Source organism: Streptomyces sp. NRRL F-5123 (assembly GCF_000721495.1).
Classification (GTDB): Bacteria; Actinomycetota; Actinomycetes; order Streptomycetales; family Streptomycetaceae; genus Actinacidiphila.
Genome location: NZ_JOHY01000036.1, coordinates 41,924 through 68,317 on the forward strand (window position 1 = coordinate 41,924; position 26,394 = coordinate 68,317).

Annotated in this window: 22 protein-coding genes and 1 pseudogene; 6 read left to right on the forward strand and 17 right to left on the reverse strand. The window is 73.9% G+C overall.

Annotated elements, in window-relative coordinates; translation table 11 throughout:
- Window positions 1-2 precede the first annotated feature (2 nt).
- The 9 genes from aceE to IH54_RS0125135 form a co-directional block, all read right to left on the reverse strand.
- Window positions 3-2,702 (reverse strand): pyruvate dehydrogenase (acetyl-transferring), homodimeric type, encoded by a 2,700-nt coding sequence (aceE, locus tag IH54_RS0125095; protein WP_031520784.1) that lies wholly within the window; start codon window positions 2,700-2,702, stop codon window positions 3-5.
- Window positions 2,703-2,944: 242 nt separating this feature from the next.
- Entirely contained in the window at window positions 2,945-3,583 is a 639-nt protein-coding gene (locus tag IH54_RS0125100) for a GntR family transcriptional regulator (RefSeq protein ID WP_031520787.1), read from the reverse strand.
- 148 nt (window positions 3,584-3,731) lie between these two features.
- Window positions 3,732-5,486: a 2-oxoglutarate dehydrogenase, E2 component, dihydrolipoamide succinyltransferase gene (gene sucB, locus IH54_RS0125105; protein ID WP_031520789.1), complete on the reverse strand. Its 1,755-nt coding sequence runs from the start codon at window positions 5,484-5,486 to the stop codon at window positions 3,732-3,734.
- 52 nt (window positions 5,487-5,538) lie between these two features.
- A complete protein-coding gene (gene lpdA, locus IH54_RS0125110; RefSeq protein ID WP_031520791.1) occupies window positions 5,539-6,927 on the reverse strand; it encodes a dihydrolipoyl dehydrogenase in 1,389 nt (462 codons plus the stop codon).
- A gap of 288 nt (window positions 6,928-7,215) precedes the next feature.
- Entirely contained in the window at window positions 7,216-8,724 is a 1,509-nt protein-coding gene (locus tag IH54_RS0125115; RefSeq protein WP_031520794.1) for a leucyl aminopeptidase, read from the reverse strand.
- 527 nt (window positions 8,725-9,251) lie between these two features.
- Window positions 9,252-10,043 carry an adenosylcobinamide-GDP ribazoletransferase gene (locus tag IH54_RS0125120; protein ID WP_031520797.1) on the reverse strand — a complete coding sequence of 264 codons (792 nt, stop codon included), beginning with the start codon at window positions 10,041-10,043 and terminating at the stop codon, window positions 9,252-9,254.
- A complete protein-coding gene (locus IH54_RS45685) occupies window positions 10,040-10,735 on the reverse strand; it encodes a hypothetical protein (protein WP_052397847.1) in 696 nt (231 codons plus the stop codon). The genes IH54_RS0125120 and IH54_RS45685 overlap by 4 nt, the downstream gene beginning before the upstream one ends.
- A 60-nt stretch (window positions 10,736-10,795) precedes the next feature.
- Window positions 10,796-11,893 (reverse strand): nicotinate-nucleotide--dimethylbenzimidazole phosphoribosyltransferase, encoded by a 1,098-nt coding sequence (cobT, locus tag IH54_RS0125130; RefSeq protein WP_031520802.1) that lies wholly within the window; start codon window positions 11,891-11,893, stop codon window positions 10,796-10,798.
- Window positions 11,894-12,341: 448 nt separating this feature from the next.
- On the reverse strand, window positions 12,342-13,547 hold the full coding sequence (locus tag IH54_RS0125135) for a bifunctional adenosylcobinamide kinase/adenosylcobinamide-phosphate guanylyltransferase (RefSeq protein ID WP_031520805.1): 1,206 nt from the start codon (window positions 13,545-13,547) through the stop codon (window positions 12,342-12,344).
- A gap of 130 nt (window positions 13,548-13,677) precedes the next feature.
- Between IH54_RS0125135 and IH54_RS0125140 the strand changes: the two genes are divergently transcribed.
- Window positions 13,678-13,884 (forward strand): hypothetical protein, encoded by a 207-nt coding sequence (locus tag IH54_RS0125140; protein WP_031520807.1) that lies wholly within the window; start codon window positions 13,678-13,680, stop codon window positions 13,882-13,884.
- Window positions 13,885-13,891: 7 nt separating this feature from the next.
- On the opposite strand, the gene IH54_RS0125145 is transcribed toward IH54_RS0125140, so the two are convergent.
- The 3 genes from IH54_RS0125145 to IH54_RS0125155 form a co-directional block, all read right to left on the reverse strand.
- Entirely contained in the window at window positions 13,892-14,959 is a 1,068-nt protein-coding gene (locus IH54_RS0125145; protein WP_031520810.1) for a trypsin-like peptidase domain-containing protein, read from the reverse strand.
- 227 nt (window positions 14,960-15,186) lie between these two features.
- Window positions 15,187-15,963: a class I SAM-dependent methyltransferase gene (locus IH54_RS0125150; protein WP_052397848.1), complete on the reverse strand. Its 777-nt coding sequence runs from the start codon at window positions 15,961-15,963 to the stop codon at window positions 15,187-15,189.
- Between the two features lie 62 nt (window positions 15,964-16,025).
- Window positions 16,026-16,610: a DUF3043 domain-containing protein gene (locus IH54_RS0125155; RefSeq protein ID WP_031520814.1), complete on the reverse strand. Its 585-nt coding sequence runs from the start codon at window positions 16,608-16,610 to the stop codon at window positions 16,026-16,028.
- 196 nt (window positions 16,611-16,806) lie between these two features.
- Here IH54_RS0125155 and IH54_RS0125160 point away from each other — a divergent pair, with 196 nt between their 5' ends.
- The 3 genes and pseudogenes from IH54_RS0125160 to IH54_RS0125170 form a co-directional block, all read left to right on the forward strand.
- Window positions 16,807-17,601, forward strand: coding sequence for a PspA/IM30 family protein (locus IH54_RS0125160; protein WP_031520816.1), 795 nt, complete (start codon window positions 16,807-16,809; stop codon window positions 17,599-17,601).
- A gap of 208 nt (window positions 17,602-17,809) precedes the next feature.
- Window positions 17,810-18,088, forward strand: coding sequence for a PspA-associated protein PspAA (gene pspAA / locus IH54_RS0125165; RefSeq protein WP_031520818.1), 279 nt, complete (start codon window positions 17,810-17,812; stop codon window positions 18,086-18,088).
- A gap of 25 nt (window positions 18,089-18,113) precedes the next feature.
- Window positions 18,114-19,064 (forward strand): annotated as a pseudogene (locus tag IH54_RS0125170) (sensor histidine kinase); the annotation flags it as partial.
- Between the two features lie 127 nt (window positions 19,065-19,191).
- Here IH54_RS0125170 and IH54_RS0125175 read toward each other — a convergent pair.
- Both IH54_RS0125175 and nadA read right to left on the reverse strand, forming a co-directional pair.
- Window positions 19,192-20,064: a GNAT family N-acetyltransferase gene (locus IH54_RS0125175; RefSeq protein ID WP_031520822.1), complete on the reverse strand. Its 873-nt coding sequence runs from the start codon at window positions 20,062-20,064 to the stop codon at window positions 19,192-19,194.
- 71 nt (window positions 20,065-20,135) lie between these two features.
- On the reverse strand, window positions 20,136-21,308 hold the full coding sequence (gene nadA / locus IH54_RS0125180; RefSeq protein WP_031520824.1) for a quinolinate synthase NadA: 1,173 nt from the start codon (window positions 21,306-21,308) through the stop codon (window positions 20,136-20,138).
- Between the two features lie 245 nt (window positions 21,309-21,553).
- Here nadA and IH54_RS0125185 point away from each other — a divergent pair, with 245 nt between their 5' ends.
- Entirely contained in the window at window positions 21,554-21,907 is a 354-nt protein-coding gene (locus IH54_RS0125185; RefSeq protein WP_031520826.1) for a HesB/IscA family protein, read from the forward strand.
- A 130-nt stretch (window positions 21,908-22,037) separates the two neighbouring features.
- Here IH54_RS0125185 and IH54_RS0125190 read toward each other — a convergent pair whose 3' ends face one another.
- A complete protein-coding gene (locus IH54_RS0125190) occupies window positions 22,038-23,177 on the reverse strand; it encodes a hypothetical protein (protein ID WP_052397850.1) in 1,140 nt (379 codons plus the stop codon).
- Window positions 23,178-23,264: 87 nt separating this feature from the next.
- On the reverse strand, window positions 23,265-23,492 hold the full coding sequence (locus tag IH54_RS0125195) for a hypothetical protein (RefSeq protein WP_052397851.1): 228 nt from the start codon (window positions 23,490-23,492) through the stop codon (window positions 23,265-23,267).
- A 203-nt stretch (window positions 23,493-23,695) separates the two neighbouring features.
- Here IH54_RS0125195 and IH54_RS0125200 point away from each other — a divergent pair, with 203 nt between their 5' ends.
- Complete coding sequence (locus IH54_RS0125200; protein ID WP_031520833.1) at window positions 23,696-24,670, forward strand: carbohydrate kinase family protein; 975 nt, start codon at window positions 23,696-23,698, stop codon at window positions 24,668-24,670.
- 297 nt (window positions 24,671-24,967) lie between these two features.
- Here IH54_RS0125200 and IH54_RS0125205 read toward each other — a convergent pair whose 3' ends face one another.
- Window positions 24,968-26,335 carry a cysteine desulfurase/sulfurtransferase TusA family protein gene (locus tag IH54_RS0125205; protein WP_031520835.1) on the reverse strand — a complete coding sequence of 456 codons (1,368 nt, stop codon included), beginning with the start codon at window positions 26,333-26,335 and terminating at the stop codon, window positions 24,968-24,970.
- Between the last annotated feature and the right edge of the window lie 59 nt (window positions 26,336-26,394).

The following is a 26,394-nucleotide window of genomic DNA, read 5'->3' on the forward strand; positions in this document are numbered from 1 at the left end:
GCTCAGAGGCCGTACCGCTCGGCCGCCTCCTTGACCTTCGACGGCTCGATCTCGCCGCGCCGCGCGAGCGCCGCGAGGGCCTGCACGGTCACCGACTGCGGGTCGACACCGAAGTGCCGGCGGGCGGCGTCGCGGGTGTCGGACAGGCCGAAGCCGTCCGTGCCGACCGACGTCCAGTCCTGCTCGACCCACGGCGCGATCTGGTCGGGCACCGCCCGCATCCAGTCGCTGACCGCGACGACCGGACCCGGCGCGCCCTCCAGCGCCCGCGTCACGTACGGGATGCGCTCCTCGCCGCGCAGCCGCGCCGCGTCGCACTCCATGGCCTCGCGCCTCAGCTCCGTCCAGGACGGCGCGGACCACACGTCGGCGGCCACGCCCCAGTCCTCGGCGAGCAGCTTCTGCGCGTCGAGCGCCCAGTGGATCGCCGTGCCGGACGCGAGCAGCTGGAGCCGGGGGGCGCCGGCCGCAGCGTCCGCCGCCTCCTGGTAGCGGTAGAGGCCCTTGAGGATGCCTTCCTCGACGCCCGCGGGCATCGCGGGCTGCACCTTCGGCTCGTTGTAGACCGTCAGGTAGTAGAAGACGTCCTCGGCGTCGGGCCCGTACATGCGCCGCAGGCCCTCGCGGACGATCACCGAGACCTCGTACGCGAACGCCGGGTCGTAGGAGAGCGCCGCCGGGTTGGTCGAGGCGAGCAGGTGCGAGTGGCCGTCGGCGTGCTGGAGGCCCTCACCGGTCATCGTGGTGCGGCCCGCGGTCGCGCCGATCACGAAGCCGCGGCCCAGCTGGTCGGCGAGCGCCCAGAACTGGTCGGCGGTGCGCTGGAACCCGAACATCGAGTAGAAGATGTAGAACGGGATCATCGGCTCGCCGTGCGTGGCGTACGACGTGGCCGCCGCGGTGAAGTCGGCGAGCGAACCGGCCTCGGTGATCCCCTCGTTGAGGATCTGGCCGTCCTTCGCCTCCTTGTAGTACAGCAGCTGGTCGCGGTCGACCGGGTCGTACGTCTGGCCCTTGGGCGAGTACAGGCCCGCGGACGGGAAGAGCGACTCCATGCCGAAGGTGCGCGCCTCGTCCGGGACGACCGGCACCCAGCGGCGGCCGGTCTCCTTCTCCCGCATCAGGTCCTTGACCAGCCGGACGAACGCCATCGTGGTGGCGATCTCCTGGCTGCCCGAGCCCTGCTCCAGCGCCTTGTACGCCTTGTTGTCCGCGGCCGGCAGCGGCAGCGGTTTCGCGGTGACCCGGCGGGCGGGGGCCGGACCGCCGAGCGCGGCGCGCCGCTCGCGCAGGTAGCGCATCTCGGCGGAGTCCTCGCCCGGGTGCCAGTACGGGACGACGTCCGCGTCCAGCGCGCTGTCCGGGATCGGAAGCTCCAGCAGGTCGCGCATCGTGCGGAACTGCGCGAGCGTGAGCTTCTTCATCTGGTGGTTGGCGTTGCGCGACTCGAAGCCCGCGCCCAGGGTGTGACCCTTGACGGTCTGGGCCAGGATCACCGTCGGGGCGCCCTTGTGCTCGACCGCCGCGCGGTAGGCCGCGTAGACCTTGCGCGGCTCGTGCCCGGCCCGCGAGGTCTGGAAGAGCTCCAGCAGCTTGGCGTCGGCCAGCGTGCCGCCGAGCGCGCGCAGCGCCGGGTCGGCGCCGAAGAAGTGCTCGCGGATGTAGGCCGCGTCGCGCGTGGCGTACGTCTGGAACTGCGCGTCCGGGACCTCGCGCAGCCGCCGCAGCAGTGCGCCCTCGGTGTCCTGGGCGATGACGGCGTCCCACGCCGAGCCCCACAGGGCCTTCACGACGTTCCAGCCGGCGGCGCGGAACTGCGCCTCCAGCTCCTGCACGATCTTGAAGTTGGGGCGGACCGGGCCGTCGAGGCGCTGCAGGTTGCAGTTGATGACGAAGGTCAGGTTGTCCAGGCCCTCGCGCCCGGCGAGCGCCAGGGCGGCGGTCGACTCGGGCTCGTCCATCTCGCCGTCGCCGAGGAAGGCCCACACGTGCGAGTCGGAGGTGTCCTTGATGCCGCGGTGCTCCAGGTAGCGGTTGAAGCGCGCCTGGTAGATCGCGGACAGCGGGCCGAGGCCCATGGAGACGGTGGGGAACTCCCACAGCCACGGCAGCCGCCGCGGGTGCGGGTACGAGGGCAGGCCGTCGCCGCCGGCCTCCTGCCGGAAGCGGTCCAGCTGCGCCTCGGAGATCCGGCCGTCGAGGAAGGCCCGGGCGTAGATGCCGGGGGAGGCGTGGCCCTGGATGTAGAGCTGGTCGCCGGAGCCCGCGCCCTCCTTCCCGCGGAAGAAGTGCTGGAAGCCCGTCTCGTACAGCCACGCCGCCGACGCGAAGGTGGCGATGTGGCCGCCGAGGCCGAGCTTGCTGCCGCGGGTGACCATGGCCGCGGCGTTCCACCTGGTCCAGGCGGTGATCCGGGACTCCAGCGCCTCGTCGCCCGGGTAGGCGGGCTCGGCGGCGGTGGGGATGGTGTTGACGTACTCCGTCTCCAGGAGGGCGGGCAGCACGGGGCCGCCCCCGGGGCCGGAGGTGTCGCCGGCCGAGGCGTGGTCGAGAACGCGCCGCATCAGGTACGCGCCCCGGTGGGGGCCGGCGGCCCGGGTGACCGCGTCGTACGACGCGAGCCATTCCGCGGTCTCTTCCGGGTCCCGGTCCGGGATCTGATCGAGCTGACCTGGCCGGGTACGGCCAACGGCGTCAGGCATGGGGTGCCGCCTTCCGGACGGAGGGAGGTGATGAGGAGCGATGGATTCGTCGGCAGACAGGGCTCGCCCTCGGGAATCGACGATACCTCTGCGATCGATGATCGATCAATCCTGCTCAGGGGACGAATTCAAAGTCGGCACGGGGTGCCAACCTTCGAGGCACGCCGTGCCGCGAGGGCTTCACCTTCGAATTCCGCGGGACCCTCCGTGCGCCTCGGAGGATTATGCGGCCAACGGCATGGTTATACCTGCGGAGCGCAGCTCAGCACATGCGACTTGATGAGGGCGCAGATCTCCGGGTCGCGCCGGGTGAAGGCGTCCACGATCTCCTGGTGCTCGGCGGCGTACGCCCGCGGCGCGGGGCTCAGCCAGCGGATCGACAGCGTCGTCCACACCTCGATGCCCAGCGCCTCCCAGGCGTGCAGCAGCACCTTGTTGTGCGTCGCCCGGACGATCTCGTGGTGGAAGGCCACCGTGTGCCGGGCCTGGGCCTCGCCGTCCAGCGCGGCGTCCGCCAGCCGCAGCGCCTCGACCTCCCGCTCCAGAGCCGACGGGTCCGCCGCCAGCCGCGGTGCCGCCAGCTCGGCCGCGACCTGTTCGAGGCCCGCGCGCACCGGGTAGCTCTCCCGCAGCTCGGCCGCGGTGAGCCTGCGCACCCGCACGCCCTTGTTCGGCGCGGACTCGATGAGCCGCAGCGTCTCCAGCTCGCGCAGCGCCTCCCGTACCGGCGTCTGGCTGACCTGCAGCTCGGTCGCGATCCGGCGCTCCACGATGCGCTCGCCGGGCTTCCAGCGGCCGCTGACGATCCCCTCCAGGATGTGCTCGCGGATCTGGTCGCGGAGGCTGTGCACGACCAGGTGGGGGACTGCGGCATGGGTCATGGGGCGCGCTCCTTCACCGGTGGCGTGCTCTAGACGATACGACGCGGAGGCAACCCTGCCTCCCACCGGACCGCATGTCAGACGGCCGCGCCCCCGCCCCGGGAAACGGGGCGGGGGCGCGGCCGTCCGACCGGAGGCCTCGCGGGGCCTACAGGCCCAGCTCGACCTCGAACTCGCCGGCCTCCAGGATCTCCTTGACCGCCGTCAGGTAGCGGGCCGCGTCGGCACCGTCCACCAGCCGGTGGTCGTAGGACAGCGACAGGTACGTCATGTCGCGGACGCCGATCGTCGTGCCGTCCGGGGTCTCCAGGACCACCGGGCGCTTGACGGTGGCGCCGATGCCCAGGATGGCGGCCTGGTTCGGCGGCACGATCACGGTGTCGAAGAGCGCACCGCGCGAACCGGTGTTGCTGATCGTGAAGGTCGCGCCCGCCAGGTCGTCCGGGGTGATCTTGCTGGCCCGGACGTTGGCCGCGAGCTCCGCGGTCTTCTTGGCGATACCCGCGATGTTGAGGTCGCCCGCACCCTTGATGACCGGGGTCATCAGGCCCTTCTCGGAGTCCACGGCGATGCCGATGTTCTCGCTGTCGAAGTAGGTGATCGTGCCCTCGTCCTCGTTGATCCGGGCGTTGATCACCGGGTGCGCCTTGAGCGCCTGCGCGGCGGCCTTGACGTAGAACGGCATCGGGGAGAGCTTGACGCCCTCGCGTGCCGCGAACGCCTCCTTGGCCTGGCCGCGCAGCCGCATCAGCCGCGTGACGTCGACCTCGACGACGCTGGTGAGCTGCGCCTGCGAGTGCAGGGCCTTCATCATGTTGTCGCCGATGACCTTGCGCATCCGGGTCATCTTGACCGTCTGGCCGCGCAGCGGCGAGACCGCCGCGGCGGCCTTCGGCGCGGCGGCGGGTGCGGCCGGGGCGGCAGCGGCGCTCGCGGCGGCCTTGGCGGCCTCCGCGGCGGCGAGCACGTCCTGCTTGCGGATCCGGCCGCCGACGCCCGTGCCGCGCACCGAGCCCAGGCTCACGCCGTTCTCGGCGGCGAGCTTGCGCACCAGCGGGGTCACGTACGCGCCCTCGTCCACCGGGGCGGTGGCCGCGGGAGCGGCCTGGGCCAGGGCAGCCGGGGCCACCGGCGCGGGGGCCGGAGCCGGGGCGGGAGCCGGAGCAGCCGGAGCCGGAGCCGGGGCGGGCGCGGCAGCAGCCGGAGCCGGTGCGGCCGGCGCGGGGGCCGGGGCAGCCGGGGCCGGGGCGGGAGCGGCAGGAGCCGGAGCGGCGGCGGGCGCGGCACCGGCGGCGCCGACGACCGCGAGCCGGGCGCCGACCTCGGCCGTCTCGTCCTCCTGGACCAGGATCTCCAGCACCGTGCCGGACACCGGCGACGGGATCTCGGTGTCGACCTTGTCCGTCGACACCTCGAGCAGCGGCTCGTCGGCCTCGACCGTCTCGCCGACGGCCTTCAGCCAGCGGGTCACGGTGCCCTCGGTCACGCTCTCGCCGAGCGCGGGCAGCACCACGTCGGTGCCGGACGCGCCGGAGCTGCCCTCGGCGGCCTGCGCCGTCGGGGCCGGGGCCGGGGCGGGGGACTCGGTCGACGGCGCGGTGGGCGCGGCGGGCTCGGGCTGGGCGGGCTCTGCGGCCGGGGCGGGAGCGGCGGCGGGCGCGCCGCTGCCGTCGTCGATCACTGCCAGCTCGGCGCCGACCTCGACCGTCTCGTCCTCGGCGACCTTGATGGACGCCAGGACGCCGGACACGGGCGAGGGGATCTCGGTGTCGACCTTGTCGGTCGACACCTCGAGCAGCGGCTCGTCGGCCTCGACGCGCTCACCTTCGGCCTTGAGCCAGCGGGTGACGGTGCCCTCGGTCACGCTCTCGCCGAGCGCCGGCAGGGTTACGGAAACCGCCATGGTTGCGGTTACTCCTCTGCAATCTGTGCGGATGGGTGGCGTGTAGTGAGGGTCAGTCGTGCGAGTGCAGCGGCTTGCCCGCGAGAGCCAGGTGGGCCTCGCCCATGGCCTCGTTCTGCGTCGGGTGCGCGTGGATGAGCTGCGCGACCTCGGCGGGCAGCGCCTCCCAGTTGTAGATGAGCTGGGCCTCGCCGACCTGCTCGCCCATCCGGTCGCCCACCATGTGGACGCCCACCACGGCACCGTCGCGGACCTGGACGAGCTTGATCTCGCCCGAGGTCTTGAGGATCTTGCTCTTGCCGTTGCCCGCCAGGTTGTACTTGAGCGACACGACCTTGTCCGCGCCGTAGATCTCCTTGGCCTTCGCCTCGGTGATGCCGACGGAGGCGACCTCGGGGTGGCAGTACGTCACGCGCGGCACACCGTCGTAGTCGATCGGCACGGCCTTCAGGCCCGCCAGCCGCTCGGCCACGAGGATGCCCTCGGCGAAGCCGACGTGCGCGAGCTGGAGCGTGGGCACCAGGTCGCCGACCGCCGAGATCGTCGGCACGTTCGTCCGCATGTACTCGTCGACCAGGACGTAGCCGCGGTCCATCGCGACGCCCTGCTCCTCGTAGCCCAGGTTCTGCGAGACCGGGCCGCGGCCGATGGCCACCAGCAGGACCTCGGCCTCGAAGGTCTTGCCGTCGGCCAGCGTCACCTTCACGCCGTCCGCGGTGTACTCGGCACTCTGGAAGAAGGTGCCGAGGTTAAACTTGATCCCGCGCTTGCGGAAGGCCCGCTCCAGCAGCTTCGAGCTGTTCTCGTCCTCGACCGGGACCAGGTGCGGCAGGCCCTCGACGATCGTCACGTCGGTGCCGAAGGACTTCCACGCCGAGGCGAACTCGACGCCGATCACACCGCCGCCCAGCACGATCGCCGACTTCGGCACGCGGTCCAGGGTCAGCGCGTGGTCGGACGAGATGATCCGGTTGCCGTCGATCGTCAGCCCCGGCAGCGAACGCGGTACGGAACCGGTCGCCAGCACCACGTGCCGGCCCTGGATCCGCTGCCCGTTCACATCCACCGAGGTCGGCGACGACAGCCGGCCCTCGCCCTCGACGTAGGTCACCTTGCGCGAGGCGACCAGTCCCTGCAGACCCTTGTACAGGCCCGAGATCACGTCGTCCTTGTACTTGTGGACGGCTGCGATGTCGATGCCCTCGAAGGTGGCCTTCACACCGAACTGCTCGCTCTCGCGAGCCTGGTCCGCGATCTCACCGGCGTGCAGCAGCGCCTTGGTGGGAATGCAGCCGTTGTGCAGACAGGTGCCCCCGAGCTTGTTCTTCTCGATCAGGGCGACGTCCAGTCCCAGCTGCGCGGCACGCAGAGCGGCCGCGTAGCCGCCACTGCCGCCGCCGAGGATCACTAGGTCGTAAACAGTGCTGGCGTCGTTCGCCACGTCACGTCCTCCATGCATGGGTTCGCCGGAGCCGGTCCACCATGACCGGACGGCGGCTTTGGTTCGGCCGCTTTGTCTCAAAGGGGGGCCCTGTCGTGCCGAGACAACATCTTCGCACTTCTCGCGCCCTCGCGGGGCACCGGCCCTGCCCGACGGAACACGCGGTACGGCCCCCGACATGCCGTCGGGGGCCGTACGCGTGACACATCTCACCTGCTGCCCGCTTTTGTCAGAACCCGCTCCCGCGGCCCCCTGCGCGGGCGGCGCGGGGGAGGTGACGGGGCGCGCTCAGAGCAGCTCGCCCTCCGCGGTCCGCCGGGCCAGCGCGACGAGCGTCCGTACGGCCGAACCGGTGCCGCCCTTCGGGGTGTAGCCGGACGGCCCGCCCTCGTTGAAGGCCGGACCCGCGATGTCCAGGTGCGCCCAGGTGATGCCCTCGCCGACGAACTCGCGCAGGAACAGCCCCGCGACCAGCCCGCCGCCCTGGCGTACGCCCATGTTGGCGATGTCCGCGGTGGGGGAGTCGAAGGTCTTGCGCAGCGCCTGCGGCAGCGGCATCGGCCACGAGTCCTCGCCCTCGGCGAGCGCGGCGCCGTGCACGGCGGTACGGAAGGCGTCGTCGTTCGCCATGATTCCGAAGCGGCCGTCGCCCAGCGCCAGCACCATCGCGCCGGTCAGCGTCGCAACGTCCACGATCGCGTCCGGCGACTCCTCCGAGGCCCGCACCAGCGCGTCGGCGAGCACCAGGCGGCCCTCGGCGTCGGTGTTCAGCACCTCGACCGTCTTGCCGCCGTACATCCGCAGCACGTCACCGGGACGTGTCGCACCGCCGCCCGGCATGTTCTCGGCCAGCGCCAGCCAGCCGGTCACGTTGACCTGCAGGCCGAGCTTCGCGCTCGCCACGACCGCGGCGAAGACCGCGGCCGCGCCGCTCATGTCGCACTTCATCGTCTCGTTGTGGCCCGGGGGCTTCAGCGAGATGCCGCCCGAGTCGTACGTGATGCCCTTGCCGACGAAGGCGAGCGACCGGTTCGCCTTGGGGTGCGTGTACGCCACCCGCACCAGCCGCGGCGGCGTCGCCGAGCCCTGGCCGACGCCCATGATGCCGCCGTAGCCGCCCTTGAGCAGCGCCTTCTCGTCCAGCACCTCGACCTTCAGGCCGAATTCCTTGGCCGCGGCCTGCACCTCGGCGGCGAACGCCTTCGGGGTCAGGTCGTTCGGCGGGGTGTTCACCAGGTCACGCGCCCGGTTCACCTCCACGGCCACCGCGACCGCGCGCTCCACCGCGGCCTTGAACGCCTTGTCGCGCGGCTTGGCGCCCACGACGGCGACCTCGCCCAGCGGGGCCTTGCCGGCGTCCGCCTGGTAGGCGGTGAACTTGTACGCGCCGAGCAGCGCGCCGATCCCCACCGCCTCCACCAGCGCCGGCTCGTCCGCCGGGAGCGCGTACGCGGCCTTCTTCGCGCCGGCCAGCGCCCGCGCGGCCGTGCCGGCGGCCTTGCGCAGCGCCTCGGGGTCGAAGCCCTCGTCTGCGGCGGGCGGCTCGCCCAGCCCCACCGCCACCACGACCGGAGCCTTCACGCCGTCCGGCGCGGGGAGCTTCGTGAGCTCCCCCTCCGCGCCGGTCGCGCCGAGCGTCTCCAGGGTCGCGCCGAGCTTGCCGCCGAAGGCGGCGTCCACCGACTCCGCGCCCGGCGCGAGCACGGGGCCGCCCTTGGCGGCCTTGCTCACCCCCACGACGACGGCGTCCGCGCGCAACGCTGCGGCGGCGGAGGTACTGAGTGTCAGAGCTGTCACGGTCGGTAGGGTCCTATTCGGTCGAGGTCCGCATCGATGGCCGGTGGGTGGCCCGGCCGGGCCGTCTCCGCATGGTAATCCGCCGCACCATCGGGGCATTTCGCGGGCGACCAGCCGAGCGTACGCCGCTCCGCGGCGGGTTATCGGTTGCGCTGCCTGGGGCGGTGAGCGTTTTTCCACCGCCCGGCGCCGAGGGGGCGTGCGGCTGCGGCGTGGGGCACACCAGGGGCGCGCCCAGGCGAAGCTCTGGGGGAGAACTGCGCGAGTAACCCGCCACCGGCCGGTGGTCCGGTACGAAACCGGACTGCCCCTTCGGGCCGGTGACGACCCGCGCCCCGGTGGGGGTGGGCCGCGCAGTTCTCCCCCAGAGCTTCGCGTGGGTGATACCCCACGCGGAGTGAAAATGCTCGCCGGTGGCGCAGCCGCAACCTGAGACGCTCGCCCGCCACTCCAGCCGAAGGCTGAAGCGGTTGCCCCGCGGGGCCGCCGCGCCCCGGGACGCGTGGCGCCCTCCGCAGGAGAGGGGCTCAGCGCAGGGCGAGGGGGAGCAGGGTCACCGTCAGGGCGGATTCGGCGAGGGCGCCGAAGACGTCGCCGGTCACGCCGCCGAAGCGGCGGACGCAGTGGTGGAGGAGGGCCTCCGCGGTGGTGAGGGCGAGGACGACGGAGAGGGCGGCGCGCAGGGGGGTGAGGCCCCCGAAGGGGGTGTACGCGGCGGCGGCGAGGGCCGCGCAGGCCGCGGGGGCGGCGAGGGCGGCGGGTACGGGGATCGTGCCGGCGACCGCCGCGCCGAGGCCCTCGGGGCGGGCCGGCGGGACGCCCACGCGGCACGCGAGGGTCAGCGCCGCCCGCGCGGTGACGCCGGCGGCCACGGCGGCGGCGCACCCGTACCGCCACCCGTGCCCGTAGCACTGCGCGACCGCCGCGACCTGGGCGAGCAGCACGAGGACGAGCACGACGACGCCGAAGGGCCCCACGTCGGACTGCTTCATGATCCGCAGCGCGTCGTCAGCCGGCTTGCCGGAGCCGAGCCCGTCCGCGGTGTCGGCGAGCCCGTCGAGGTGCAGCCCCCGGGTGAGGACGGCGGGGACGGCCACCGTACCCACCGCCGCGAGCAGCGGCCCCGCGCCGAGCGCCCACAGCAGGCCGCCGCAGCCCGCGGCCGCGAGCCCCACGACGGCGCCCGCGAGCGGCGCGGCCAGCATGCCGCCGCGGGCCGCGCGCCGGTCCCACCGGCGCACCCGGACGGGCAGCACGGTGAGGGTGCCGAAGGCGAACCGCAGGGCGTCCGCGGTGGTGGGCCGGGAGTCGTCGTTCACCGCGCGAGGCTATCCGCCCCGCCTCCCCGCCCCATCGCCCGGGCCGCGGCGAGCAGCAGGACCAGGACGACGCCGGCCAGGTGCTCGTACCCGGCGAGGTTCGGGATCGACACGGCCTCCAGCACCATCGCGGCGACGATCGCGCCCGCCGTCCACCACGCGCGGTGGCGCAGCGCGACGTACACCCCGAGCCCGACGACCGCCGCGGACGGCCCGGTGTCGCGCACCAGCAGGTCCGCGTGCGGCAGCGCGAGCGGCCAGCGCGGGTCCGCCCACAGGCAGCAGCGGGCGAAGCCGGTGCCGGCGAGAGTGGCCAGCAGCGCGACCGCGAGCATACGGCGCGGGCCGACCGTCGCCTCGGCGATGCCGAAGACCACGACGACCTGGAGCACCAGGCCCCACACCGGCAGCTCGGGGTCCGGCAGGAAGAGCGACAGCGGCGTCCGCAGCAGCGCCTGCCACCAGGGCAGGTTCGCGTAGACCGCGCCGAGGCGGTCCACCCAGCCGGTCGTGGCGTGCCGGTGCTGGAGGAGCTGGAGGACGAGGATGCCGGCGCATGCGGCGAGCGTGACCGGGATCCCGCGCAGGCCGCCCGCGCGGACCCGCCCCCACACGTCGGGGAAGAGCTGCCGGGCCTCCGCGACGGGCCCGCGGTGCCGCGTGTCCGCCGACCGCGCGCTGCCCGTTCCCATGGCTGGGAAGCATAAGGCGTAATGTCCTATTTACGGCATTACGTATGAGGTGCGGCGCGCCTACGCCGTGACGTCCTCTTCCTCCTCCTTCTGCTCCTCCGGCTCCTTCGGGGTCTCTTCCCGGGGAAGCTCGGCGGAGAGCGCCGCGGCGGACTGCACGAGGGGGAGGGCGAGCAGCGAGCCGACGCCGCCGCCCAGGTGGAGGCCGTGGTCGAACAGCGGGTCGAGGGAGACCCGGTCGAGCGCCTTCGCCTGGCCCGGCTCGCCGGTCGCGTGCGCGGCCAGCCACCAGTCGGGGGCCCGGAAGGCGACCCGCTGACCCACCAGCGCGCAGGCCGCGCCCACGACTCCGTCGAGGACCACGGGCATCTTGCGGACCGCCGCCTGCAGCAGGAAGCCCGTCATCGCGGCGTAGTCGGCGCCGCCGACCGCGGCCAGCAGCGCGATCTGGTCGCCCAGCACGGGGCGCGCCCGGCGCAGCGCGTCGCGGATCGCGGCGCACTTGCGCATCCACCCGAGGTCGTCGACACCGGAGCCGCGGCCGGTCACCACGGAGGCGTCCGTGCCGCACAGCGCGGCGATCAGCACGCCGGCCGCCGTCGTACCGCCCACGCTCAGGTCGCCGAGCAGTACGAGGTCGGTGCCGGCGTCGGCGTGCCGGTCGGCGATGGCCATACCGTGCCGGAAGGCCTCCTCGGCCTCCTCGCGGGTGAGGGCGTCCTCGACGTCGATACGTCCGGAGCCGCGCCGTACCCGATACGCCGTCACCTCGGCGGGCAGCTCCGCCGGATCGCAGTCCAGCGCCATGTCGACGACCTCGACCGGCACGCCGCCCAACTGCCGGGCGATCACGCTCACCGGGGCCGTACCGTCGAGCACTCCCCGCACCAGCGCGCCGGCCGTGCCCGCGGGCCGCGCGGACACGTCGAGCTCCGCGACCCCGTGGTCCGCGGCGAAGAGCAGCACGCGGGGCGAGGTGATCGGCCGTGCCGGGACCACTCCCTGCACGGCGGCCAGCCAGTCCGCGATCTCCGCGGCCTTCCCGAGCCCCGCCGCGGGCCGCACGAGGGAGGACCAGCGCTCCTGGGAGTCGCGCCGGGCCCGGGCGTCGGGTCGCTCCACGAGGGAGCCGAAGTCGTCGAGTTCGATGCCACTCACCCGCCGAACGTTACCGCCCCCGTCCGGCGGCCCGCCCTTCCCCCTGCGCGGGGAGCACGTTCCCGCTGCGCGGGTGGCGGGCGTGCCGAGGGTGCGGATGCTCCGCCGGGTACGCGCAGCGGTGCGGGGTCCTGAGTTTGCCGCTGTGCGGGGCGGCGGGCGTTTGAGGGTGCGGATGCTCCGCCGGGTACTCCAGGGGCGTGGGGGCACCTCCCAGGCGGAGCCTGGGGGAGAACTGCGCGACCAGCCACGGCGTGCCGTCACGTCGTCACCGGTCCGAAGGGGCAGTTCGGTCCTCCCCCAGAGGTTCGCCTGGGAGGTGCCCCCACGCCCCTGAAAGCGCGTGTCCGGCGGCGCAGCCGTCCCCGAAAAAACGCGTGCCCCGCGGAGCATCCGCACCCTCACATCGCGTGCCCCGCGGCGCAGCCGTGCCTTCCCCGGGAGGGGGTCAGCGGAGGGGGAAGGGGAGTCCGGACACCGTCAGGAGGACGTGTTCGGACTCAGAGGCGATCGCGGCGTTGAGAACGCCGAGCTCATCGCGGAAGCGGCGGCCCGACGCCGTCGCGGGGACGACACCCGCGCCCACCTCGTTCGTGACGGCCACCGCGGTGCGACGGGTCGCACGCCACGCGGTGACGAGTTCGTCGACCCGCGCGCGGACGCGCCGCGCGGCCCCCGCGCGCCAGGCCGCGTCGTCCCACGCCCCCTCCTCGTCGAGGACGTGCGTGAGCCACAGCGCGAGGCAGTCGACCAGGAGCGGCGGGCCGGAGGCGTCGGCGAGGAGGGGTACGAGGTCGCGGGTCTCCAGCGTGCGCCAGCCCGCGGGGCGGCGCTCGCGGTGCCGGGCGACGCGCTCGGCCCACTCCGTGTCGCCCTCCCGGGTGCCGCCCGTGGCCACGTACACGACCTCGGGGAAGGCGGCGAGCCGCCGCTCCGCCTCGGCGGACTTGCCGGAGCGCGCGCCGCCGGTGACGAGGGTGCGGCGCGGCACGTCCGGCACCTCGTGGTAGTCGCCGGCGGTGAGCGTCGTCCCGTCCGGGACGGCCCGCGCCCCGTACGCGGCGAGCCGGCGGCCGAGTTCGGGCTGCGGGGGCGCGTCGTGGCCGATGTGCAGGGCGACGACGTCGGTGGTGCCGGTGACCGCCCCGGCGGCCCGCAGCCGGGCGAGCGCGTCCGGCCGCCCCACCGCGTCGAGCAGCACGAGGTCGTACGGCGGCTCGCCTGCGCCCTCCGCGAGGCCCGCGGGCGCGCAGCCGGGCGGCAGGTAGAGCAGCCGCAGGCCCGCGGGCGACTCCACGCCGTACCCCGTACCCGGCGCGTCCATGGCCAGCGCCCGCACCTTGTGGCCGGTGATGAGGGTGAGCCGCTGCCCGTCGGGCACCCGGGCGGGCGCGGGCAGGCCCGCCGGGATCTCCACGGGGGGCCCGTCGTGCGGGTGCGAGAGCAGCACGAGCCGCAGCCCCGCCAGGCTGTGCCCGGCCCGCGCCGCGGCCAGCGCCACCCCGGGGGTCAGGTCGAGCAGCACCACGTCGTCGACGAGTACGGCGCTGGGCGCGCGGCCCCCGTCGCCCGTCGCGAGGGCGCACGCCGCACAGGGGCAGTCGGGGACGGGCAGGCCCGCGGGCCCCGCGGTGCCGAGCAGAGTCGCTTCCACGGACACGATCGTCTCGCGTCCGGCTGCCCCGGGCGCGCGGGGTCCGCCATGTGGCGACCGTCCCCACCCGCGCGTCCTGCGGCTACGCTGCCAGGGCAGGGCCCGTCAGCAGACGTACGAGGAGACCTACATGGCGTGGACGTGGCGGTTCGAGACGGCCGACGGCACCGCGGTGGAGCCCGCGGTGCAGCCCGAGGAGTTCACCACACAGGGGGACGCCGAGTCCTGGCTCGGCCTGTACTGGAAGGAACTGCTGGAGGGCGGCGCGGAGCAGGTCGTCCTCAGCGACGGCGACACGAAGATCTACGGCCCGATGAGCCTGCACGCCGAGGTCTGAGCCCCGCTCACTGGTCGAGCGAGGACAGCGTCACTTCCGCGGTCTTCGTCGAACCGTCCCGGTCGTAGGTGACCTTCACCTTCCGGCCCGGCTCGAGTTCGGCGAGGGCCGCGGTCAGCGACTGGACGGTCGTGACCGTCGTGCCGCCCAGCTTCGTGATGACGTCCCCGGACTCCAGCCCCGCCTTCGCGGCCGCGCCGCCCTTCGTGACGGACACGATTGCCACCCCGGCGGGCTGCTGGTCCGGGCCGACCACACCGCGGACGGTCACGCCGAGCGCCGCCCGGCCGGAGTCCGTCACCTTGCCGTTCTTGATGATCTGGTCGGCGATCCGCTTGACCGCGGACGCCGGGATCGCGAAGCCGATGCCGGGCGCCGCCCCGCTGCCCAGTTGGGGGTCGGTCGCCGCGAGCGTCGGGATGCCGATGACCTGGTTGTCCAGGTTGACCAGCGCGCCGCCGCTGTTGCCGGGGTTGATCGCCGCGGACGTCTGCACCATGTCGGGGATCGTCGCGCCCGTCCCGCCGCCCGACGCGCTCTCGCTCACCGTACGGTCCGTCGCCGACACGATGCCCTGCGTGACGCTGCTGGACAGGCCCAGCGGATTGCCCATCGCCAGCACGATCTGGCCCACCGCGACCTTCGACGAATCCCCGAACCGCGCGGGCTTCAGGCCCTTCGGCGGCGAGTCCAGCCGGATGACGGCGAGGTCGTTCGCCGGGAAGGACGAGACGAGCTTCGCGGCGAGCGGGCTGCCGCCCGTGGCCAGCGACACCTGGAAGGCGGTGGCATTGCCGATGACGTGGGCGTTCGTGACGATGTCGCCCTTGTCGTCGTAGACCACGCCGGAGCCCAGCTCCTGGTCGGTCGTGATCTGCACGACCGACGGCAGCACCTCCTTGACGGTGCTCTCGTACGCCGACTGGAGCTCGCCGCCTCCGCCGGAGGCCGCGACTGCGGCGGGGGCCGCGCTCACCGGGTCCCCGGCGCTTCCACTGCCGCTCGTGCACGAGGATGCCGTCACCGCGAGGCCTGCTACGCACGCCATGACGTGGGCACTCCGGAGTCGCCTCATGGGAAGAGTCTGACTTTCCGCCCGCCCCCCGACCCGCCCACCGCGTCCATCCGGGTCCCCCGGCGCCCACCCCCGGGCTGCCTCCTGCGGTGCCCTGTGCGACGAGCCACGGTCAAGGGACGATCCCGCGACGGCGGAACAGGGCGGCCGCAGGGTCACCGCCCCCGGCGGAAAGCGGACCGCCCACCGCAAGGGCAGCCACCACGGGCCGGCCCGGCCAGGAGGGCTTACGCGCGGATGCCGCAGACGTGGAGGAGGGCGGCGACCGCGCGGTAGGGGTCGGTCCTCCCCGCGGTCTCCTCGGCGTCGAGCAGGGCGGCCAGCGCCCCCGGCGCCGAAGGCGCCATCGCGTGGTCGGGGGCGGCGTCGGTGAAGACCCGCACGCCGTACCACGTGTGCAGCGGCACGTTGATGCCGGTGAGCGTCGCGGTGAGCGGACCGAGCCGGTCCGCCCGGGTCGCCAGCCCGAGGCGGTTGACGTACCCCTCGGAGGTGAACGCGTGCAGCGCGGACGGGAAGTCCCCGAGCAGCCCCGGCCGCATGGCCAGCGCGTCCCCGTTGCGGACGAGCAGCGACAGCAGCCCCCCGGGCGCGAGGACCCGCGCGAGCGCGGCGAGCAGCGGCTCGGGATCGGCCACGTACATCAGCACGCCGTGGCACAGGACGACGTCGAAGCACGCGGGCCCGAAGTGCCGGCCGGTCTCGCGGCCGTCGCCCTGGAGGACGACGATGCGCGCCCGCACCTCCGCGGGCTCGGCCATGACCGCCGAGCGCAGCACGCCGAGCATCGCCGGGTCGGGCTCGAGGCCCGTGACGAGGTGCCCGGCGCGGGCGAGGCGTATTGCCTGGGTGCCCTGCCCGGGGCCTACGTCGAGCACGCGCAGCCGGCGGCGCGCGGCGTGCGCGCCGCCGGGAGGCGGGAAGTGCAGGGCCAGCTGCTCGTCGAGCTGCCGGGAGACCAGCTCCTGGCGGACGGTGTTCCGCAGTCCGCCGAGAGTGCCCACCCAGGTGTCCGCGCCGCCGTGGAATCCGGCGGCGCCGGGCAGTCCGGAGTCCAGCCCGGCGTTCAGAGCTTGGCGCCGCGCGCGACCTGCGGCTTCGGCAGCCGCATCCGGCGCATCTGGAGCGTACGCATCAGGCCGTAGCTGACCGCGCGCTTGGTGTTCTGGTCGGGGAAGCGCTCGGCGAGCCGGCGGCGCAGCGAGATCGCGGTGACCACCGAGTCGATCACGATGAGCACGATGACCAGCAGCCACAGGATCAGCGAGAGGTTCTGGAGCGCGGGCAGCAGGCTTCCGATGAGGATGAGGATCGCCATCGGCAGGAAGAACTCCGCGACCCGGTAGCGCGAGTCGACGTAGTCGCGGGTGAATTTGCGCACGGGCCCCTGGTGGGCGGCCGGGAGGTTGCGCTCGTCACCGTTGGCCAGCGCCTCGCGGCGCTTCGCGAGGTCCTGGCGGCGCGCCTCACGCGCGGCGCGGACCTGCGACTTGCGGTCTGTCGGCGTGTTGAGCGCCTTGCGGCGGCCGGTCTGGGCCTCGCTGCGCTTGGGCGTGGGGCGACCCTTGGGAGCCTGCGGGTCGCGGGTCTGGTCCTCAAGCACGGTAGCTACTGCTTGGGCCTGCTCATCTGGGGTACGACGTCGGAACACATCTCCCAGGTTACGTGGTTCCGCCGCGCTACCCCAGCCCCTCACCTACTCCTCGGGCAGGGGGAAACCGAACCGTGATCGTCCTTGGGGAGGAGCGCATCCGGTCCCGAACAGTGCGGTAATGGAACCAGGGCCCGTAGGCTGGGGTCTGTAGAGGTGCTGGAGCAGTTGCCGGAGAAGGGGGCGCGCGAGGCCCATGAGCGGTGTCATGAAGCGGATGGGACTGATCTTCCGCGCGAAGGCCAACAAGGCTCTGGACAGGGCCGAGGACCCGCGCGAGACGCTTGACTACTCGTACCAGAAGCAGCTGGAGCTGCTGCAGAAGGTGCGCCGGGGTGTGGCGGACGTCGCCACCTCGCGCAAGCGGCTGGAGCTGCAGCTCACCGAACTGCAGAAGAAGTCGGCGACCTACGAGGACCAGGGCCGCAAGGCGCTGGCGCTGGGCCGTGAGGACCTGGCGCGCGAGGCGCTGTCGCGGCGCGCGGCCCTCCAGCAGCAGGTCACCGACCTGGAGACGCAGCACACCCAGCTCCAGGGCGAGGAGGAGAAGCTCACGCTCGCCTCCCAGCGCCTGCAGGCCAAGGTGGACGCCTTCCGTACGAAGAAGGAGACCATCAAGGCCACCTACACCGCCGCGCAGGCGCAGACCCAGATCGGCGAGGCCTTCTCGGGCATCTCCGAGGAGATGGGCGACGTCGGCATGGCGATCCAGCGCGCCGAGGACAAGACGGAGCAGCTGCGCGCCCGGGCCGGCGCCCTGGACGAGCTGATCGCCTCCGGCGCCCTCGACGACCCGTCGGGCCTCGCCAAGGACGACATCCAGGCCGAGCTGGACCGGCTGTCCGGCGGCAGCGACGTCGAGCTGGAGCTCCAGCGGATGAAGGCGGAGCTGGCCGGCGGCACGAGCAGCACCCCGGCGATCGAGGGCGGCCAGCAGGGGCAGGACGCCCAGGGCCGGCCGCAGGACACCCCGAGGTTCGACAAGCAGTGACGACGGGCGGTGGTCCGTGTGCCGGCCTCGCCCGGCGGCGGACACCGCACCGGCGAGGCCGGCCCGCTTCCGGTACGTACGCCCCAGGCTCCGGTATCTCTCGACCCGCCCGGTCCCGTACGCCCGCACGGCGCCGCGCCGCTGTTCCCGCACTTCCGCAGCCGTACCGCCCTTGAGTCGCAATGGAGCCGCAACGGAGGAGGCCGTCATGATCGCGCGGATCATGGGGGAGGGGCAGGTGAGGTTGGCGGACGCCGACCTCACCGAGCTCAACAAGCTGGACGACGAGCTGCTCGCCGCCGTCGAGGCCGGCGACGAGGAGGGCTTCCGGCACACGCTGGGCGCCCTGCTCGACACGGTCCGCCGGCTCGGCGAACCGCTGCCCGACGACGCGCTGGAGCCCTCTCAGCTGATCCTCCCCGCGCCGGACGCCACGCTCGACCAGGTCCGCGACATGCTGCACAACGACGGGCTGATCCCTGGCTAGGACCTCCCGGCGGTGGGGGCCGCCCGCGCGGCTCTCGCGCCGGGCGCTGTGGACGGGGCTGCTGCTGTGCTGCGCCCTGTCGGTGCTGCTCGCCCTGCTGGGGGTCGTCGACGGCTGGATCACGGCCCTCGTGGCGTGGGCCGGCACCGCCGTCGCGTTCGGCGACGCCCTGCGCAGCCGCCGCGCCTACGTCGCCTCCGCCGCCGAGCGGGAGCGGCGCGCCGCGCTCGCCCGCGACGAGGAGGCCAGGCGCCGGGTCGCCGAGGAGCGGCTGCGGATAGCCCGCGAGCTGCACGACGTGGTGGCCCACCAGATCGCGCTGGCCAATGTGCAGGCCTCCGTCGCCGCGCACGTCATGGACCGCCGCCCCGACCAGGCCCGGCAGGCGCTCGCGCACGCCCGGGAGGCCAGCCGCTCCGCCCTCGACGAGCTGCGCGCCACGGTCGGGCTGCTGCGGCTGCGCGGCGAGCCCGACGTGCCCATGGAGCCCGCGCCCGGTCTCGGCCTCCTCGACCAGCTCCTCGACGGCTTCCGCCGGGAAGGCCTCCAGGTCACGGTGGAGTGCCTGTCGTCGCAGGCCGGGGGGTGCGCGACGGGGGAGCGCCCGCCGCTGCCGGTCAGTGTGGACCTCACCGCCTACCGGGTGATCCAGGAGTCCCTGACCAACGTCCGCAAGCACGCGGGACCCGGCGCCGGGGCGGTGGTCCGGATCCGCCGCGAATCCGGTGCGCTGGAGGTCGTCGTGGACGACGACGGCACGTCCGCCGCGCCGGCTGCCGCCGGGGTTCCCCGGCAGGCGTCTGCCGGTACGCCCGCCGGCGAGGACGGGCACGGGCTGCTGGGGATGTACGAGCGGGCCAACGCGCTCGGCGGCGTCTGCCGGGCGGGCGCCCGCCCGGGCGGGGGGTTCCGCGTGTGGGTCCGCCTGCCCCTGGCGGCGCGGCCGTACGCGGGGGTTCCGGCGGAGGGGGCGTAGCCCCGTCGCCAGGTGTCCCCACGGGGGTGGGGGGCCTGGTTCGTCGCGGGACCGTCCGGCCCCCCACCGGCGGAAGATCGCGCAAAGCACCCTCCGGGGCAGTCCGAGGCGCAAGGGGGAGCGGCGGCTACGCGAAGAGCCGCGACGGGATGAACGGATTGGGCGGCCTCATGCCGCGAAGGCACAGGTAGCCCGCGGTGGAGACCTCCAGACCGGCCGCGAGGCCGACGTCGACGGCCCACTCCTGCTCCGCCGTGAGTTCGGTGACGCGGACGGGGTGGCCCTCGGGCATGGTCAGGAGGGCGGCGGTGAGGAGGCGGGTCGCGAGGCGGCGGGAGGTCGCGGCGAGGGCCTGGACGCCGCGGTCGTCGGCGTAGCAGTAGCCACTGCCCGCGAGGTCGTCGACGACGAAGAGGCGGAAGTGGCGCAGGAGCTGCTCGTGGTCGGGGCCGCGGGCGCCACCGCGGGAGCGGCGGTCGACGGAGTCCATGAGGTCGCGGTGCCGCTCGGTGCCCTCGTGCACCGCGCCGTCCGGCGGCGGGAGCCGGGAGGGATCGACCACGCCGGTCAGCCGCATCGCCGGGTGCAGCGTGAAGCCCGCCCTGCGGTACGTACGCGCCGCGACGGGGTTGCGGGAAGCGCAGATGACGCCGCGCAGGCACGCCCGCCCGTGCACCAGCGCCCGCGCCATGAGCGCCTTGCCGACGCCCTTGCCCTGCGCGCCCGGCGTCACCACCAGCAGCGACAGCCCCCAGGTGCCCTCCCGGCGGGAGGAGAGCACCGCGCCGACCGGGCCCGCCGTCTCGTCCTCGGCGATCCAGCAGCCGCCGGGGTCGGTCCTGGCCAGGTGCCGGGTGCGGTCGCGTTCGCGGGCGTCGGCCGGCCGGGGCGGCGCGGCCGGCCCGGCCGGGAGCGAGTGCGGGGCGGCGAAGGCCGCGGCGGTGATCTCCCGTACGAGCTCGGCGTCCGCGTCGTCGTCGCGTACCGGTCGAAGGATCACCGCCCCATCATCGCGCCGTACGGCCGCCGGCGGCAGGGGGTTTCCGGCACCCCGGCGCCCGTCGAGCACCCCTACGGCAGCGCGAGCATCTGCTCCAGGGCGAGCTTGGCGTAGTGCTCGGTCTCGGCGTCGACCTGGATGCGGTTGACCGGCTTGCCGTCGGCCAGCGACTCCAGCGCCCACACCAGGTGCGGCAGGTCTATGCGGTTCATGGTCGAGCAGAAGCACACCGTCTTGTCGAGGAAGACGATCTGCTTGTCCGGATGCGCCTTGGCGAGCCGCCGTACGAGGTTCAGCTCGGTGCCGATCGCCCACGCCGAGCCGGCGGGGGCGGCGTCCAGCATGGTGATGATGTGCTCGGTCGAGCCCACGTGGTCGGCGGCCATGACGACCTCGTGCCGGCACTCGGGGTGCACCAGCACGTTGACGCCGGGGATGCGGGCGCGGACGTCCTCGACCGACTCCAGCGAGAAGCGGCCGTGCACGGAGCAGTGGCCGCGCCACAGGATCATCTTCGCGGCCCGCAGCTGCTCGGCGGTCAGCCCGCCGTTCGGCTTGTGCGGGTTGTAGACGACGCAGTCGTCGAGCGACAGGCCCATGTCCCGGACGGCGGTGTTGCGGCCCAGGTGCTGGTCGGGCAGGAAGAGCACCTTCTCGCCCTGCGCGAAGGCCCACTCCAGGGCACGCCGGGCGTTGGACGACGTGCAGATGGTGCCGCCGTGCCGCCCGGTGAAGGCCTTGATGTCCGCCGAGGAGTTCATGTACGAGACGGGCACGGTCACCCCGTCCACCCCGGCGTCCGCCAGCACGTCCCAGCACTCGGCGACCTGCTCGGCGGTGGCCATGTCGGCCATCGAGCAGCCCGCGGCCAGGTCGGGCAGGATCACCTGCTGCCGGTCGGAGGTGAGGATGTCGGCGGACTCCGCCATGAAGTGCACGCCGCAGAAGACGATGTACTCCGCCTCGGGCCGCGCGGCCGCGTCCCGCGCGAGCTTGAACGAGTCGCCCGTGACGTCGGCGAACTCGATGACCTCGTCACGCTGGTAGTGGTGCCCCAGGACGAAGACCTTCTCGCCGAGCCGCGCCTTCGCGGCCCGGGCGCGCTCCACCAGATCCGGGTCGGACGGCGCCGGAAGGTCGCCCGGGCACTCCACGCCGCGCTCGCTGCGTGGGTCGGACTCGCGGCCGAGCAGCAGCAGCGCGAGCGGCGTGGGCTGTACGTCCAGAGTTTCGGTGGTGGTCACGGGCCGGACGCCCTTTCTTCGACAGCGCAGACCTTTTCGTCTACTTGACACTATCTATCATAGCCCGTTCGCGTCACCTTGACGATGCCCGGACGCGTCAATGTGACGCATTCGATCCGCGCGCACCTGTGCGAGCATGGGGGGACGAACACGCCGCGGCCCCGCCGTGGGTGCCGGAATGAATCCGGAAGGGCGCCGGTTAGCAGTCGGTAAGCCAGTAGTCCGTACAACCCGGGAGTGAGCAGATGACGGTTCAGGACGAGACCACCACCACGGACGGCATCATCCTGTCCGAGGCCGCGGCCTCCAAGGTCAAGAGCCTGCTGGAGCAGGAGGGCCGGGAAGACCTCGCGCTGCGGGTCGCCGTCCAGCCCGGCGGCTGCTCCGGCCTGCGCTACCAGCTCTTCTTCGACGAGCGCTCGCTCGACGGCGACGTGGTCAAGGACTTCGGCGGCGTCAAGGTCGTCACCGACCGTATGAGCGCGCCGTACCTCGGCGGGGCGTCGATCGACTTCGTCGACACCATCGAGAAGCAGGGCTTCACGATCGACAACCCGAACGCCACGGGTTCCTGCGCCTGCGGTGACTCCTTCAGCTAAGCCGTAGCGCTCCGCGCCGGGTACGTGTTTCCCGGCCGCGCCGGGTGGGCTTTCTTCCGCGGCGCAGGGCGAGCGTTTTCAGGGGCGCGTGGGGGCACCTCCCAGGTGCCCCCACGCGCCCCTGAAACGCTTACCCCACCGCCGGCTGGGCGACGACGTACGAGGTGTGCGAACCCTCAGGCGTGGCGGTGAAGAGCCAGGACGGCACGAGCGCCTGGCCCCCGCCGGGGAGGAACTGGGGGGAGAGCCCGAAACGGGCTCCGCTGACGTCCACCGGCGCCGTGGGCGGGGCAGCGCACGGCTTCGTGGGCGGGGCGGTCGCCGAGGCCCCCGCGTCGGCGACGGCCGCGCTGCGGCACCCCATGTCCCCGGGGTGCATCATCCGCCGCTTCGGCAGCTCCTCGAACGCCCGCCGGGCGCCGACCACGCTCTTCCGCTCGCCCGCCGCGAGCTGCGCGAGGTGCCCGTGCGCATTGCTGATCACGCCGTCCTGCGCGACGGCGACCGACGTCTCCCAGCCGCTCGTGGGCAGCCCGTCGACCACCGGGTCCGCGGTCACCGTCCGGGACGTGCCGGCCGTGCGCGAGGCGTCGACCTCCGCCCCGGACAGGCCGAGCACGCCGAGGACGGGCGCGGCCGCCGCCCTCGCCTGCTGCTCGCCGACCGGTCCACCGTCGGCCGGGGAGACGACGACGGTGCCGGGGGCGACGGCCGTGGCCCGGTACGAGCCGTCGTCGTTCCTCGCCGGCGGCGCGGCCGTCCGCTGCCCCGGGCCGACCTGCCCGTTGCGGGCGTACGACCAGACGCCCGGCGCGTCCTTGCCGACCAGCAGCGCCGGCCCCGTACCGTCCGGTGCGCCGACTCGCCAGAAACCCCCACCGTCGACGACCGGCCCGGCCAGGCCCAGCGCGGACGCGAGCCGGGTGACCGCCGCGCGGTCGGGCCCGGCCGCCGCGGGCCGGTAGAGGGGGGTCGGCCCCGGTACGTCGTCGGGCAGTGCGCCCGTGAGCCGGTAGGAGCCGGAGTCCGAGGGGAGCACGGGCGCGGGGAGCGTGACGGCCGGGCCCGGTCCCGTGTACGGCGTACGCATGATCGGCGCGACCGGGTGGACGGTGTCGCCGCCGCCTTTCGCCGTCACCGTCAGATACGCCCCGCCCGTTCCCGCCGCCAGCACCGCGGCCACGGCGACCGCGATCAGCAGCCGCCGCCTGCCGTGGGTGCCACCGCCGGGCCGTTCGTCAACGCCTTCGTGTCCGTGCTCGCCGTTCACCGCTCACCCTCCTCGGCTCCGCCAGGTGCCGATGGGACGCGGCGGCCCGCGCGCCGGTTCCGCGCTACGGGACGGGGCTCGGCGGGCTCAGTCCCCGTACTCCGCCATGCCCGCCACCACGTGGGCGGACGCTGCCGGGACGGTGATGCCGTGCGGCCCCGCGGCCCGCTCGACCGGGGCGGCGGCGGGAGCGGCGTGCCAGTGCGCGGCCATCTTCCGGCAGTCGCCGATCAGCTCCTCCATCGAGTCGGGCTCGGCGAGCGGGACGGGGGCGATCGGGGACGGGGTGGCCGTGCCGTGTGACGTAGCGCTCATACCTCCGACACTGGCACGACCGGAGCGGGGGAGAAAGCCCTACTATCGGGTAGTTTCACCGCGTCGGCGCACTCCGCGTCCGCAACCCGGGGCAAACCGCAGATGTCCCGGCCGCACGGCGGATTGCCGGTAGCGTGGAGGACTGCCCGGACCCACGCAACCCCTCAGGTCCCATTCCCCCGTCACCACAGGAGCCTGCCGCCGTGCGCATCGCCGTCACCGGATCCATCGCCACCGACCATCTGATGACCTTCCCCGGCCGCTTCTCCGACCAGCTGGTCGCCGACCAGCTGCACACCGTGTCGCTGTCCTTCCTGGTCGACTCGCTGGACGTCCGCCGCGGCGGCGTCGGCGCGAACATCTGCTACGGCATGGGCCTGCTCGGCACCCAGCCCATCCTGGTCGGCGCCGCGGGCAACGACTTCGGCGAATACCGCGCCTGGCTCCAGCGGCACGGCGTCGACACCGCCTCCGTCCGCATCTCCGAGGTGCTGCACACCGCCCGCTTCATCTGCACCACCGACGCCGACCACAACCAGATCGGCTCCTTCTACACCGGTGCCATGAGCGAGGCCCGGCTCATCGAGCTGCAGCACGTCGCCGACCGCGTCGGCGGCCTCGACCTGGTCTCCATCGGCGCCGACGACCCCGAGGCGATGATCCGCCACACCGAGGAGTGCCGCTCCCGCGGCATCCCCTTCGCCGCGGACTTCTCCCAGCAGATCGCCCGGATGAACGGCGACGACATCCGCGTCCTCGTCGACGGCGCCGCGTACCTCTTCAACAACGAGTACGAAAAGGGCCTCATCGAGACCAAGACCGGCTGGACCGAGGAGGACATCCTCGGCCGGGTCGGCGTCCGCGTCACCACACTCGGCGCGCGCGGTGTGCGAATCGACCGCAAGGGTGAGGAGCCGATCGAGGTCGGCTGCGCGGAGGAGCAGGCGAAGGTCGACCCCACCGGCGTCGGCGACGGCTTCCGCGCGGGCTTCCTCTCCGGCCTGGCCTGGGGCGTCAGCCTCGAGCGTGCCGCGCAGGTGGGCTGCATGCTGGCGACCCTGGTCATCGAGACGCTGGGTACGCAGGAGTACGAGCTGCTGCGTACGCACTTCATGGAGCGGTTCACCAAGGCGTACGGCGACGACGCCGCCGCCGAGGTGCGGGCCCACCTGGGCTGAGGCTCCCCCTGCGCGGGGGCTCGCGCTCCGCGCAGGGTGGGTGTTTGTGGCTGCGGCTGCGCTGCCGGGCACACGTTTTCAGGGGCGCGGGGAACTGCGCGAGCAACCACGATGACGCTGCACGTCGTCACCGGCCCGAAGGGGTAAGTCGGTCCGATCCGGACCACCGGCCGGTGGATGGTTGCTCGCGCAGTTCGCCCCCCAGGCTTCGCCCGGGATGTGCCCCCACGCGCCCCTGGTGTGCCCCGCGGCGCAGGCGCAGCCCGAGAACGCTCACCGCCCTGCGCAGCAACACGCTCAGGTCCGGCGGCGGACCACGTAGGCCGTGCCCTTCGGGGCCGGGCGGGGGCCCAGGTAGTCCTGGGAGCGCATGGTGCACCACGCCGGGATGTCGAGGGCGGCGGCCTCGTCGTCGGAGAGCACGGTCACCGTCCCCCCGACGGGGACCCGGTCGATGACCTTCGCCAGCTCGATCACCGGGATCGGGCACCGCTTGCCCAGCGAGTCCACGACGAGGTCCGCCGCGGGTTCCGGGGCCGGGCCCGGGGACGTGGGCGCCCCGAGGTGGGCGCGGACCTCGGCGACCACCGACGGCAGCACGTCGAGGAAGCGCTCGACCTCCGCGCGGGAGGTGCCCGGCGGGAGGGAGACGCGGATGTTGCCCTCGGACAGCACACCCATCGCCTTGAGGACATGGCTCGGGGTGAGCGTGCTGGAGGTGCAGGAGGAGCCGGACGACACGGAGAAGCCGGCGCGGTCGAGGGCGCCGAGGAGTGCCTCGCCGTCGACGTAGAGGCAGGAGAAGGTCACCAGGTGCGGCAGCCGCTCGGTGGCGTGGCCGACGACCTCGGTGTCGGGGACGAGTCGGGGCACCCGGGTGCGGACGAGGTCGACGAGCGCGGAGAGCCGGGCGGCCTCCTCCGCGGCCCGCGCGCGGACGGCCCGGAGCGACGCGGCGGCGGCGACGACCGCCGGGAGGTTCGGGAAGCCGGGGGAGCGGCCCGACTCGCGCTCGTCCGCCGGGTGCGCGGGCGCGAAGCGGGTGCCCTTGCGGACGGCGAGCAGCCCGACCCCGGGCGGCCCGCCCCACTTGTGCGCGCTGCCCGCCAGTAGCGACCAGCCGCCCTCCGCGGGGCCCCAGGCCAGCGACTGGGCCGCGTCCACGAGCAGCGGCACCCCCGCCGCCCGGCACACGTCGGCGGCCTCGGCCACCGGCTGGAGCGTGCCCACCTCGTGGTTGGCGGACTGGACGCAGGCCAGCGCGGTGTCGGGGCGCAGCGCGGCGGCCAGGTCCGCGGGGGAGAGCCGGCCGGTGCGGTCGACCCCGACCGTGGTGGCGTCGTACGCCTCGGCGGCGTGCAGCACGGCGGAGTGCTCGACGGCGGAGACCACCACATGGCGCCCGGTCCTGCGCCGCCCGGCCATCGCCCCGGCGACCGCGGAATGCAGCGCGACCGTCCCCGAAGGAGTGAAAACCAGCTCGTCCGGGCGGCAGCCGACGGCCTCGGCCGCGGTCTCCCGCGCGGCGTCCAGCAGCAGCCGTGCCCGCCGCCCCTCCCGGTACAGCCGCGCCGGGTCCGCCCACCCCTCGTCGAGCGCGGCGAGCAGTGCCTCGCGTGCGACGGGGTGCAGCGGAGCGGCGGAGGCCGTGTCGAAGTAGGGCACCCCCGCACGCTACCGCCGCGCGGGCCGCGCCCGGCGGGCGCCCGTACCGCCGGTGCGGT

What these genes read in the sequence shown, in the direction of transcription:
- IH54_RS0125160 (WP_031520816.1), top strand. Translation starts at nt 16,807, where the DNA reads ATGAGCGGTGTCATGAAGCGGATGGGACTGATCTTCCGCGCGAAGGCC.
- IH54_RS0125140 (WP_031520807.1), top strand. Translation starts at nt 13,678, where the DNA reads ATGGCGTGGACGTGGCGGTTCGAGACGGCCGACGGCACCGCGGTGGAG.
- aceE (WP_031520784.1), bottom strand. Translation starts at nt 2,702, where the DNA reads ATGCCTGACGCCGTTGGCCGTACCCGGCCAGGTCAGCTCGATCAGATC.
- sucB (WP_031520789.1), bottom strand. Translation starts at nt 5,486, where the DNA reads ATGGCGGTTTCCGTAACCCTGCCGGCGCTCGGCGAGAGCGTGACCGAG.
- pspAA (WP_031520818.1), top strand. Translation starts at nt 17,810, where the DNA reads ATGATCGCGCGGATCATGGGGGAGGGGCAGGTGAGGTTGGCGGACGCC.
- IH54_RS0125100 (WP_031520787.1), bottom strand. Translation starts at nt 3,583, where the DNA reads ATGACCCATGCCGCAGTCCCCCACCTGGTCGTGCACAGCCTCCGCGAC.
- IH54_RS0125195 (WP_052397851.1), bottom strand. Translation starts at nt 23,492, where the DNA reads ATGAGCGCTACGTCACACGGCACGGCCACCCCGTCCCCGATCGCCCCC.
- IH54_RS0125185 (WP_031520826.1), top strand. Translation starts at nt 21,554, where the DNA reads ATGACGGTTCAGGACGAGACCACCACCACGGACGGCATCATCCTGTCC.
- IH54_RS45685 (WP_052397847.1), bottom strand. Translation starts at nt 10,735, where the DNA reads ATGGGAACGGGCAGCGCGCGGTCGGCGGACACGCGGCACCGCGGGCCC.
- IH54_RS0125145 (WP_031520810.1), bottom strand. Translation starts at nt 14,959, where the DNA reads ATGAGGCGACTCCGGAGTGCCCACGTCATGGCGTGCGTAGCAGGCCTC.